Source organism: Alcanivorax sp., from assembly GCF_014762765.1.
In the GTDB taxonomy this organism is placed as follows: domain Bacteria; phylum Pseudomonadota; class Gammaproteobacteria; order Pseudomonadales; family Alcanivoracaceae; genus Alcanivorax.
On sequence record NZ_JABURH010000088.1, the window covers coordinates 1 to 11,100 of the forward strand.

Genomic DNA, 11,100 nt, shown 5'->3' on the forward strand with positions numbered 1-11,100 from the left:
CCATAGCACCGAGGAAGCCGCCCACCACGATCAGAATCCACTCATCTTCCTGGAAGGCCGGTCGCAACAGGTCCTGGAATTCTTCCGAGCTGAGTGCCTGCATGCGTTCCGCCATCAGCTTCTCGACAATCAGGCCCCGCTCCTTATTGAAGCCCTGGTCTTCAAACGGCTCCACGGCCAGATCCACCGCTTTGTCTTCCACCGCCTTCTTGAGGTCCGCATAACCTTCCGGCCCCACTGTCAGCTGGGCAGCGGTACGCACCACACCACCATTGAGCAGAGGCTTGAGATGGCGCTTGATGAGGGCCTTGGTACGATCTCCACGGGGGCCATTGACCACCTGGTACATGATATTACGCAGGGTGATCACTTCATCCGTGGAAAGACGGGCGAAGGATTCGGCCACATCCTTCTGCCGCTTCAGGAACAGCCCCTGAATCCGGAAAGGGCCAATTTTCACCGGGTTGAGCGGTCGGAAGATCAGGTTGAGAGCCAGCCAGTTGGTAGCAATACCAACGATAAAGCCAAAGAACGGTAACACCCAGTTTTCCGGCACAAAGATGAACACCGGCACCTGAATCAGACCGAACAGGAAACCAAAGTAGAAACCGGAGTTGGTAATGAAACGGAACTCCGGATCACCCACCTCCTGGAACATCTGCACCATGAGCGCCTTGTCTTCGCTCATCTGGGTGATGACCATGTGCTTCATGTCCACCAGGCTGTCCAGATTGCGGCTGATATCATCGACCACATTGTCCATGACCGCAGGAATCGCCCGGCGGGCACGGGCGTAGACACGCTTGCGCACCAGCAACGGCAGGTTTTCCCAGAGCACGGCATTGCGCTCGGTCATTACCTCATCGGTGTACTCTTCAATACGTAGCTGGATGGTGCGAGTGAGGTGGGCGGCAATCTTCTCCGGCTCCATCTCGCGAAAGAACTCGTCCAGACTGCCCAGTTTTGAAAGGGCTTTGTCGACAACAATACCTGCCATCTTTTCGACCTTGGAGGGAATGATCCCCTGCCAGCCGAAAATTGGCCGAATACCAATGAATTCCAGTGGATAGAACGTCATTTTGACGGCCATCCAGTTGGTGATCCAGCCTACGGCACCGGCGATGAAAGGTATACTGACGTACTTCCAGAAGTCCGGGTACGAAAGCAATGATTCCAGCATTGAAAAACAACTCCCCTCCAAGGGCTTATGCACTGTAACGCGACAGTGCCAAGACAAACATATCCCGCTTTCGCCAATCCCGGTCTAAAAAGCCAATGTCGTTTGAAGGCAGCAACCTATCATGGGAGGTGCCCTTTATTATAAAAGTCCCTAGTATAGGTAGCTGGCACCCTAAATATAAGCAAGATAACGTAATTTTTGGCAACAAATCGGGACCCGAAGCGACAACGCGGCCCCATTTAAGGACAGGATTTTCCCTCACTTATGCCTCAGACCGGTAGTTTCCCCCAGCTGATTGTGCTTGGTGGTTTGGAGAGCGCACTGAACCAGGCTCTCACAGGCAGCCAGCCCGGCCGCGACAGATTAGCCGCCTTGCACGGCACTGTCGTACGGATTCGCGCCGAGCGCCCGCTGTGGGTGCTCTATGTGCTTATCTATGAAGATGGCGTGGAACTGCTTACCGACTACGAAGGCAATGTGGATATCCGTGTGCGCGGCCCCCTGGGAGCCATGGTTCACTGGCTGTTTGCCAGCGAACCACTTACCGAGCACGAATCCCTGCGTGTCACCGGCAGCGACCGGCAGATCGCCCAGCTCACCGAGCTGATCGAGAATTTCAGCCTGTGGCCACTGGTCCGCAACTGGCTGGACGATCATGTCCGACTCAAGGAACTGCTCGACCTGCTACGCCGGGAAGATCCGGTGTGGCTGGAAAAGCTGGCCACCCTGCCCCAGCAGGTGGGAGAACTGGCGGAACAGGTGGCACGCCAGCAATTGATTCAGGAAGACATCCTCGAGGAACTGCGACACATGCGCGGCGAACTGCGCCGGGCCCGCAAGCTGGACCAGTTCTTTACCCTCACCGGCACCCTGCTGATTCTGCTGTCACTGCTGAAAGCCTCGTCCCTGTGGGAAACCACCTGGCAGGCCTTGCAGCAGGATGTGCTTTCCCTTGCCATGCTCAGTCTCGGCATTGCCTTCCTGCTGGCCCGACTGCTGCCGGCCAGAGGCAGGCTGTAGCGCTGCGCGATAAGCTGCCACGCGGGTTAGGCCGAACCGCTCAATAACGCCCGGCCAACAAGATTCTAGCGCGCCAGCGACGCTTCCCGTAGGAGCGTCGCTGGCGGCGCGATCCGAGCCTTGGCGAGGATTGGTGTCTTTTGTAGGAGCTATGCTTGCCCCCCCCCCAGAGGATCTGCGGCATGCGAACCGAGCGTAGCGAGGCGGGAAAGATCAATCTAGCCGCCATTCTTTTCTGAAACCTGTCGAGCCCTGTTATTCCTGATCGCCCTGCGGGCGATTTCCGCGCAAGCGCGGTTCGCACCTCAAGAGGTATTATTCGCTACGCTCACCCTTCGGGCCGCACGGAACTACGTGCGTTACTCCGCTACGCTCCGTTCCTACAGCGGCTTCGTAGAAATGACGAAGTACGAGGAACTTTCCAGACCTTCCCTATCCAATCGAGCGTAGCTCGTAGCTCGTAGCTCGTAGCTCGTAGCTCGTAGCTCGTAGCTCGTAGCTTATTTATTCTTCCTCGGCGCGCCAAAAATCTGCCCCAGACGCTCGCCGACCAGCTCCGCACTGGAGCGGGCCAGGCTGCGGCTGGCGCCTTCCAGCATTTCCCGGGTATCCAGATTGCGCACGCCATCCACCAGGCCACGGCGCACGCCCTCTTCCACCCGCGAGGAAAGCACCTGGGCGGCCTTTTCTACCTGCTCATCCAGCTCTTGCTGCATGCTGTCACGCAGTCGAGGCTGAAAATAGAAATGCCCCCACAACGCCACCACCGTCAGTGTCATGGCCGAGCTCAACACCGCCGTCGCAATTACCCAGATCATGGACATGTTTTCACTTCCTCGTTACTTGTCCGCTCTAATTGGCTGATAAACAAACATTTTCGGTAACAGAGCCAGACATTGTTGTTAAATAAAGTATGCGCCCGATGCCCGCCCCGTGGGAAATCATTACAGTGAAAAACACGGGAAAGGATGCCCACAGTTAAGAGCCGATTCACGCTCCCAAGAAAGGAACGTCATCTTAATGTGTGGCCCCGAGGTACCCAATGACTGCCGTGACAGCAAGCAGCCGTGCAAACAGCCATAGCCAGCAGATGATTCACCAGGCGATGTCTCTCTGTCGGCGACATCAGCGGCCACTCAGCATCCTCGCAGTCCGCTTCCAGGATCTGGCCTCCATCAAGGCGGATATTGGAGCCGAGCGAATTCAGCGCCTGCTTGCCCGGGTTCTGCATCAATTGCATGCCGGCAAACGCTGTGAAGACGGACTGGTCAGCTGCCAGTCAGGGCAATCCCTGTTTGTGGTCTTGCCGGCCACGGCGGTGGATGGCGCCGTGGCAATGGCGCAACGGCTACAACAGTGGTTCAGCAGCCAGGAATTCGAGCTGGATGAGTTCCACATTTCCCTGCCGGCACGCATCGGCGTGCACTGTGCCAGCCAGCAGGAAGAGGAAGGCGTAGTGCAGTTGCTTAACCGGGCATTCAATACCCTGGAAGACACCAGCGATAGCGCTCAGATAGCATTCAGCGAACCGGCACGCAAACAGCTGGCCGCTCTGCAATCCGCCCCCAAGGCAACCCATCGGCTGTCCAGAGAGCTGCTCGAGTTGGCCAATGGCCCCAACCAGGCGTCACTCGTGGAAGTGCTGTCTCCTGCGCTGTCCATGCTGGATGAGCGTCTGCGGCTGCAGTTGGTGGATCAGCTATTGGAAGCATCAACCCAGGCGCGGGCAATCTAGGTCACATGGGTTCAAGAAAGACAGCAATGGTGCAGGTCGCTGCGCCTTGTCGTGCAAACCTGATTTCTAACCAGCCCACCCGCCCCTGACTCGCGTCAGGGTTTGCGGGCAATAACCACGGCCCGGCGCGGGGCGGGATAACCTTCCCGGGTCAACGTCGGGTCGTCCGCGTCCAGAAAATCCGGTAGCGACTGGAACCGCATCCAGTCGGTGGCCCGCTGCTCCTCCACCGTGGTATTGCTCTCATCCACGCAGCGAACATCCACAAAACCACAGCGTTGCAACCAGCGTTCCAGCATCGCCACGGAGGGCAGGAAGAACACATTGCGCATGGCCGCATAACGATCTTCGGGCATCAGTACTGTCTGGGCATCACCTTCCACCACCAGGGTTTCCAGCACCAGCTCGCCTCCTTCACTCAACACCGCTTTCAGTTCCAGCAGGTGATCCAGCGGGGAGCGGCGATGGTAGAGCACGCCCATGGAGAACACCGTATCGAAATTCTCTGTCTGCGCCGGCAGCTCTTCCATGCGCAACGGTAGAAACCAGACCGGGGTGGCGGGCGCAAAGCGGCGCACGGCCAGGTACTGCACCAGAAACAGAATGGTCGGATCGACTCCCACCACCTGCTCGGCCTCGGCCGCCGCCATTCGCCAGCAGTGGTAGCCACTACCGCAGCCCACATCCAGTACCCGTCGCCCGGCCAGGGGAGACAGGTGTGGTGCTACCCGCTGCCACTTCCAGTCGGAATGCCATTCCGTATCGATGTGCACGCCAAAGAAATCAAAGGGCCCCTTGCGCCAGGGGATCAGGCCCTCCAGGGCCGCTTTCACGTCCGCCCGATCGACGCCACCAGGCTTGCCGATGCGCAGGGTGTCCGCTGCGAAATCACAGTCCGCCGGTCCCTCGGGCAGGGCATCAAGCGCTGCCAGCCAGCGGGGTAAATCACCGTGGGGCTTGTCCAGCAGCCGTTCCCGGCACAGGGCCATCAACGCATCCCGCTCGGGCTGGGCATAGAGTTCCCGCAACGCCGTTTCGCACTGCTGCAGATAGTCCTTCAACATCAGCGCACCGCCAGCAGAGAGATGAAATTGAAGCAGCGAAACCAGACATGGATCTCCCGGTAACCGGCCCGGCGCAGGCGCGCTTCATGATCGGCCAGGGTTTCCGGTATCAGCACGTTTTCCAGCGCGGTGCGTTTCTGGCTGATCTCCAGATCCGAATAACCGTTGTTGCGCTTGAAGGCGTGGTGCAGCTCGGTCTGCAGGGTGTTCTCCGCATCGTCCGCAAAGCGGATCTTTTCCGACAGCACCAGAATACCGCCGGGCACGGTGGCGTCGGCAAGACGCTGAATCAGGGCGTCACGCTTGTCCGGGGCGATGAACTGCAGGGTGAAATTGAGCACCGCCATGGAGCATGGTTCAAAATCCATGCTCGCCACATCCCCTTCCAGCAGAGTGACCCGCTCGCTTTGCCCGGTTTCCGCAATCAGAGTGTGAGCCTGGCGGATCATGGCCTCGGAATTGTCCACGGCAATCAGCCGATTGCCCTGGTCAGCGGTCAAGGTCGCCATGGCTGTGGTGGCGGCCCCCAGGGAGCAGCCCAGGTCGTAGAGACAGGTATCCGGCTGGGCATAGCGGGCCGCCAGCACCCCGATCATGTCGATGATGGTGGGGTAGCCGGGCACGGAACGGCGAATCATGTCCGGGAAGACACGTACCACGGTGTCATCGAACGAGAAACGGGTCACCTGCTGGTGCGCCGTGGCGTAAATGCGGTCCTGCTGATCAGACATAGGGGTTCCGGTATCACAATGCGGGGCGGATTATAGCGGGTGATACCGGTGGGTAGAAATGGGGACGACGCCTGACGCCCGGCGGCGAGCGTCAGCCGTCCAGTGTTTCGTTTACTTGAGGCTGACGCGCAGGTTGGGGTTGAAGTCCTCGTCGGCCAGATCGCTCAGGTAGCCCTGAACAAAATCCTGAACATCGCTGTCACCCTGTTCGCCCAGGCGCTGAAGAGCTTCTTTCAGGGGCAGCGTCTGCCCGCGGAGCGCCACCCGGGAGGCCGTCAGATTCAAGCCCAGGTCAATCACGGCGTATTCCAGATTTTCAGCCTGACGGGCCAGCACCATCTTCTCCAGCACGCTACTACCATCCTGGCAGGACAACGAGAGCACTTGCTCACCGGAGGTCAGCGCCAGCTGATCGCTTTCAATCAGATCATCGACCAGTGCGCCGAAAGCACTTTCCTGCCCCGCTGCCACACACAACCGCTCGCTCATGCCGGTACTGATTTGCGCATGGGCCGGCAGTGCCAGGACAGCACACAGGACAAAAGACAAATAACGCATGAAGGAACCCTCTATCCCAAAACCCGAAAGATACAATCGTCGGAGGCAAATTATACGAATTAAACACCACACAAGTTAACCCTTATCATACATAAATATGTATAAAAGATGACAAATGGTAGTATTTCATCGTTCATCCAGCAGTCACGAATAATCATTAGGCTGCCTGAAACCGACCCGCTAAACAGGCACGACAATTGCTTGGGCGTTTGGCCAGAAACTCAGTACTTAAATAGGGAGAAACCCAGTATGCAGCCATCCCGTGAGCAACGCCCCGCCAATGCCCTGACCAGTGGAGCCCTGCTGCTGATTTTCTGTGGCTTAGTGCTGGCGTTACAGGATGTGCAGTGGCAGCTGGTGAGCATGGCCAGCTTCCACGCCGGCGTGCTTATGACAGCCGTGGCGTTGTGTGTTCATGCCTGGCGGCGCCACCGGGTGTGGCGGCTGGAATTGCTGGTATTGCTCATGCTGGGATTGCTGCTGACCCTGGCCCCCCTGATGCCACTGCCTTTCCAGGATTTTCTCGAATACCTTATGCCTTGAGGTTCAGATAGCGGGAAATGGCATCACGCATAGCGGTCAGCGACAACGGCTTGATCAACTGGCCGTTCATCCCTGATCGCTGCACACGCCCGCCCAGCTCGGATACCGCATGGGCGCTCAGCGCCAGAATCTGGCAGGGGGGCCATTGTTCACGTTCTTCACAATCGCGCATCCGCCCGGCACTGGTGAACCCGTCCATCACTGGCATATCCAGGTCCATCAATACCAGATCATAAGTGCCTGCGGCTTCCTGGAAGATGTCCAGCGCACGGGCACCGTCTTCGGCAATATCAATCCGGCTGATGCCCAGCCGCTCCAGATACCCCTTGGTGACCATCTGGTTGACCGGGTTGTCCTCCACCACCAACACCCGCAGCGCGGCAACAGCTTCTTCCCCTTCCACCTGTGAAATAACCGGAATACTGCTGGGCATCTGCCGACCCAGCAACTGCTTGAGCTCATTCACCGTGAGCACCGAACGTCGCAATAGCTGCACCTGCGGGGGCAGCCAGTCCGGAGCGTCACAGCGCATCCCGGTAAGCAGCAGAATCTGTAGCGACACCTGGCTGATACGCACCAGCTGCAGGGTTTCCTCCAGCAGGTCACGGTCGGGCATGCCATTGATCAACAGGATCCTGGCCCCTTCCAGCGAGCCCAGCGCCGCCAGCTGTGAGTTATTGCTGACCCGGTGCACCGCCTTGAAACGCGGATCCGCCTGCATCCAGTCTGCCAGGTTACCCTGCACATCCCACAACCAGGCCGGTGGCGCTTCCTGCTCCACCGTGGGGACATCCACCTTGTCCGCCGGCATCTGGATGCTGAAGCTGAAACGTGCCCCCTTACCAGGAGCACTTTCCACATGAATGTCTCCCCCCATCAGTGCCACCAGTTCGCGGCTGATGGACAACCCCAACCCCGTGCCGCCAAAGCGTTTCGCCGTATCCGCAGAGGCCTGGGCAAAGCGCTGGAACAACCGGGCCTGCTCTTCCAGGCTCAGCCCAATGCCGGTGTCGGTCACCGCAAAGCTGAACAAGGGCTGCTCGTGACTCACCTGGCGATACGCAAGGGACAGCACCACCCTGCCGTTGCGGGTAAATTTGACCGCATTGCCCAGCAGGTTGATCAACACCTGACGCAGACGGGTAGGATCGCCCACGACTCGCGAAGGCATATTGCTGTCCAAGTCCAGCAATACCAGGGTGCCGTTATCACTGGCCGGCAGGTTGAACATCTGGGCGCACTCGGCCATCAGCAGGGGCAGGTCAAACTCCTCCTCCACCAGCTGCAATTTGCCGGCCTCGATCTTGGCGAAATCCAGCACATCATTGATCAGCGCGGTGAGGGTGCGTCCGGCACTGTCGATCAGGCTGATATATTCCTGCTGGCGCGGAGTGGGGTCGGTTTCACGCAACAATTCCGCCAGACCGATCACTCCATTGAGGGGAGTGCGGATTTCGTGGCTCATTCGAGCGAGGAACTGCCCCTTTGCCTGACTTTCCGCCCGGGCGCTGATGGCTCGGGAGTTGGAGCGGTAAACCAGCTGGGCCAGCCCCAGTACCAGGGCATACAACAACAGCACCGCCAGCATCAGGAAAATGGTGCCGCGCAGTTTTTCCTGGCGAGTGTGGTCCACCAGCTGCACAGAAGACAGCTCCACCAGGCTGTCAGACAGGCCTTCCAGGGATTGCATGGCATGTCGGCTGCGGTCATAGGCCTGCTCCCAGGTTACCTGGACCCGGGGTGCCAGAATCAGCTCCTGCTCGGACCACAGCAGAAATCGCTGCAGTTCGTCCTTCACCAGCCGCCACTGCTGCTGCAACTCAATGGCGCCGGTCCTGGCAGACAGCGCCTTGATCTCACTGTCGATAATCGACAGTTGCTGCTGCAGCCGCTGCCAGGCATTTTCCAGACGGCGGGCATCGTTATCCCCCAGGTAACCACCGCGCTGACTGACATAAAGCGCCAGCGCACGAATCAGACCGATATCATTCTGCGCCTGGCGAAAAGACCCCAACGTCAACGACAGCACCTCATTGGGCTCCAACCCCTCCCCCACTGACATATCCGAAGCAATCAGCACCGAGGAAAGGGCATTGCCCAGACGCTGAGCGATGCGGTTGACGTTATCGTACGGACCAGCCACGTCTTCCAGGGGGATCCCGGTTTTCACCGTCAGGCCAGACCAGGTTTCACTGAGCAGCCCCGCCTGATCATTCAGGCCGGGAATATCCCGTTCACGCACCCGTTCCAGAAAGGCCTGAAGCCGACTGTCAGCCCTGGCCTCGCTAAGTCCATAGCGAGACACGATGTCCGGATGCTGGGTATGGATCATCACCGGGGCCAGATCGCGCATATCATCCAGGGGGGAAAAAGCGGCCAGGCCACTTTCAAACAGCCGGAGATCCCCCTGCATGGTCTTGTAACCTGCCAGCAGGTCCAGGCGATGTTGAATGATCAGGAAAGACGCAATAGCGAAAGGGACGGTGATAATGGCAAACAGCAATGCCATTGCAACGCCGGTCCGCATACCGTTATGTGATGGTTTTTCCATCCGCCTTTCCCTATAAAGGGTATCCTCGTGGGGTATCTTGTATTGTGCCACCAGAAAATCGCCACCACATCAGGGAAACCCGGACCACCTTGCCTCATGATGCCAACAATGAATGTAAAAGTTTGCTACCTCTTGTCTCTGAGCGCCCTGCTCGGGCTGATTTCCTGCAGCACGCCGCCCAGCAGCGAGCAGTCCCCCGCTACGCAGAAGCTGCCCAGGATCAGCACTGAAGCAAGCAGAAACCAGAGCCTGCCGGTAACGCCAACGGCCCTGGCCGTGGATCTGTCGCACTTCCAGATTCCCGAACGTCTGGTTGGCCTGAAGCTGGACGGGGAAATCAGTTCCCAACGGGGCCGCACCCTGCACTATCGCAGCGACGATAAAAAAGAACAGTTATCTCTGTCCCTCAGCGGCATGCCGGCCGGCTGGGACAGCATGCCGGCAGAGCGTGCCGTTGCCAGTTACTACAGCGAGGTACGGCAACGGCGGATCAACGAGGCCCTGCAAGACAGCGCCAACGCCCTGACCATCGTCAGCGAGACCCTGCTCGACCTGGAAGGCCAGCCCTCTGCCCAGGCACAAATGCGCTGGGTGGAAAAAGGGCGCCCCATCCAGAACCAGTCCCTGCTGGTGACCCTGATCGACGGCGCTTTTATCCGCATCAACAATGCCAGCTACCAGCAAAACCCCCGCTGGCTGCTGCAGCATGGCAAACGGGCACTAGCCGAGTTCAAGGCGGCACAAAAAGACAGCGGCAAGCCTCAAGCTACAAGCTACAACGCGGATAATAACCGGGCAGAACAAACACTCTCTGCCCGCGATTCCGGGCTGGATGAGGTTCTGTCTGTTTTGAGCACAACAAGCTACGCCCAGAATCTGGACGCGGCGCCAGTACTGCAACACAGACAAACCAGGATTCGCATTGCCGCTTGCAGCTTGTAGCTTGCGGCCTGCAACCATGACAAGCCCAACCTTCTCACCCATCCAGCCAGCCACCGTTGACTGGCATGAGAGCACCCCGGTAGCAGTGGACTTTGACGACCCCTATTTCTCCCGTCAGGACGGTGTGGCGGAGAGTGATTACGTTTTTCTGCAGGGCAACCGGCTGACAGAGCGCTTCCGCGAGCTGCCGCCCGGCGGCACTTTCGTTATCGGTGAAACCGGCTTCGGTACCGGCCTCAATTGCCTGTTGGCCACCCGGCAGTTTCTGGAGCACGCCCCGGACACTGCCCGCCTGCACCTGGTCTCCGTGGAAAAACACCCGCTACGCAAAGCGGATCTGGCCAGGGCCCTGACCCACCGGCCGCCCCTGAGCTCTCTGGCAGAGAGATTGCTGGCAGAGTATCCGGCTCCGGCGCCCGGCTTTCACCGTCTCCAGCTACACCCTCGGGTGCAACTGACCCTGCTCTATGGCGATGCCCTGTCCTTGTGGTCACAGTTCCACCATCCGGTGGATGCCTGGTTTCTGGACGGCTTTGCCCCGGCCCGCAACCCGGACATGTGGCACCCTGCTCTGTTCGCCCAACTGGCCAGACTGAGCCGGCCCGGCACTACCCTGGCCACCTTTACCGCCGCCGGCTTTGTTCGTCGCGGGCTCACAGACGCCGGCTTTGCCATGCACAAGCGCGACGGCTTTGGCCACAAGCGACATATGCTGGTTGGCCAGATCGACGGCGGGGAAATCCGGCCCGCCATGGCTGCGGGACATATCCTGGTGG

General features: G+C 59.0%; 11 protein-coding genes. 5 read left to right on the plus strand and 6 right to left on the minus strand.

Going from position 1 to position 11,100, the window contains the following annotated elements; all coding sequences use genetic code 11:
- On the minus strand, window positions 1-1,180 hold a 1,180-nt coding region (locus tag HUJ17_RS04345), incomplete at its 3' end, for a hypothetical protein (protein WP_290509524.1).
- Window positions 1,181-1,444: 264 nt separating this feature from the next.
- On the opposite strand from HUJ17_RS04345, the gene HUJ17_RS04350 reads away from it, so the two are divergent.
- Window positions 1,445-2,200, plus strand: coding sequence for a hypothetical protein (locus HUJ17_RS04350; RefSeq protein ID WP_290509525.1), 756 nt, complete (start codon window positions 1,445-1,447; stop codon window positions 2,198-2,200).
- Window positions 2,201-2,700: 500 nt separating this feature from the next.
- On the opposite strand, the gene HUJ17_RS04355 is transcribed toward HUJ17_RS04350, so the two are convergent.
- On the minus strand, window positions 2,701-3,024 hold the full coding sequence (locus HUJ17_RS04355) for a hypothetical protein (RefSeq protein ID WP_290509526.1): 324 nt from the start codon (window positions 3,022-3,024) through the stop codon (window positions 2,701-2,703).
- Window positions 3,025-3,242: 218 nt separating this feature from the next.
- Between HUJ17_RS04355 and HUJ17_RS04360 the strand changes: the two genes are divergently transcribed.
- Complete coding sequence (locus HUJ17_RS04360; protein ID WP_290509527.1) at window positions 3,243-3,935, plus strand: diguanylate cyclase; 693 nt, start codon at window positions 3,243-3,245, stop codon at window positions 3,933-3,935.
- A 95-nt stretch (window positions 3,936-4,030) separates the two neighbouring features.
- On the opposite strand, the gene cmoB is transcribed toward HUJ17_RS04360, so the two are convergent.
- The 3 genes from cmoB to HUJ17_RS04375 all read right to left on the minus strand — a co-directional run bounded on the left by cmoB (window position 4,031) and on the right by HUJ17_RS04375 (window position 6,288).
- Window positions 4,031-4,999, minus strand: coding sequence for a tRNA 5-methoxyuridine(34)/uridine 5-oxyacetic acid(34) synthase CmoB (cmoB, locus tag HUJ17_RS04365; RefSeq protein ID WP_290509528.1), 969 nt, complete (start codon window positions 4,997-4,999; stop codon window positions 4,031-4,033).
- Window positions 4,999-5,730, minus strand: coding sequence for a carboxy-S-adenosyl-L-methionine synthase CmoA (gene cmoA, locus HUJ17_RS04370; protein ID WP_290509529.1), 732 nt, complete (start codon window positions 5,728-5,730; stop codon window positions 4,999-5,001). The genes cmoB and cmoA overlap by 1 nt, the downstream gene beginning before the upstream one ends.
- Window positions 5,731-5,841: 111 nt before the next feature.
- Window positions 5,842-6,288: a hypothetical protein gene (locus HUJ17_RS04375; protein ID WP_290509530.1), complete on the minus strand. Its 447-nt coding sequence runs from the start codon at window positions 6,286-6,288 to the stop codon at window positions 5,842-5,844.
- A gap of 249 nt (window positions 6,289-6,537) precedes the next feature.
- Here HUJ17_RS04375 and HUJ17_RS04380 point away from each other — a divergent pair, with 249 nt between their 5' ends.
- Window positions 6,538-6,831, plus strand: coding sequence for a hypothetical protein (locus tag HUJ17_RS04380; protein WP_290509531.1), 294 nt, complete (start codon window positions 6,538-6,540; stop codon window positions 6,829-6,831).
- Here the strand turns inward: HUJ17_RS04380 and HUJ17_RS04385 are convergent.
- Window positions 6,821-9,382 (minus strand): ATP-binding protein, encoded by a 2,562-nt coding sequence (locus HUJ17_RS04385; protein ID WP_290509532.1) that lies wholly within the window; start codon window positions 9,380-9,382, stop codon window positions 6,821-6,823. The genes HUJ17_RS04380 and HUJ17_RS04385 overlap by 11 nt on opposite strands.
- Before the next feature lie 108 nt (window positions 9,383-9,490).
- Between HUJ17_RS04385 and HUJ17_RS04390 the strand changes: the two genes are divergently transcribed.
- Both HUJ17_RS04390 and mnmD read left to right on the plus strand, forming a co-directional pair.
- Entirely contained in the window at window positions 9,491-10,324 is an 834-nt protein-coding gene (locus HUJ17_RS04390) for a hypothetical protein (RefSeq protein WP_290509533.1), read from the plus strand.
- Between the two features lie 16 nt (window positions 10,325-10,340).
- Window positions 10,341-11,100: tRNA (5-methylaminomethyl-2-thiouridine)(34)-methyltransferase MnmD (mnmD, locus tag HUJ17_RS04395; protein ID WP_290509534.1), on the plus strand; the 760-nt coding region annotated here is incomplete at its 3' end.

Bases quoted from the DNA above. Each gene is read 5' to 3' on its own strand.
- HUJ17_RS04350 (WP_290509525.1), top strand. From the start codon at position 1,445: ATGCCTCAGACCGGTAGTTTCCCCCAGCTGATTGTGCTTGGTGGTTTG.
- HUJ17_RS04355 (WP_290509526.1), bottom strand. From the start codon at position 3,024: ATGTCCATGATCTGGGTAATTGCGACGGCGGTGTTGAGCTCGGCCATG.
- HUJ17_RS04360 (WP_290509527.1), top strand. From the start codon at position 3,243: ATGACTGCCGTGACAGCAAGCAGCCGTGCAAACAGCCATAGCCAGCAG.
- cmoB (WP_290509528.1), bottom strand. From the start codon at position 4,999: ATGTTGAAGGACTATCTGCAGCAGTGCGAAACGGCGTTGCGGGAACTC.
- cmoA (WP_290509529.1), bottom strand. From the start codon at position 5,730: ATGTCTGATCAGCAGGACCGCATTTACGCCACGGCGCACCAGCAGGTG.
- HUJ17_RS04375 (WP_290509530.1), bottom strand. From the start codon at position 6,288: ATGCGTTATTTGTCTTTTGTCCTGTGTGCTGTCCTGGCACTGCCGGCC.
- HUJ17_RS04380 (WP_290509531.1), top strand. From the start codon at position 6,538: ATGCAGCCATCCCGTGAGCAACGCCCCGCCAATGCCCTGACCAGTGGA.
- HUJ17_RS04385 (WP_290509532.1), bottom strand. From the start codon at position 9,382: ATGGAAAAACCATCACATAACGGTATGCGGACCGGCGTTGCAATGGCA.
- HUJ17_RS04390 (WP_290509533.1), top strand. From the start codon at position 9,491: ATGAATGTAAAAGTTTGCTACCTCTTGTCTCTGAGCGCCCTGCTCGGG.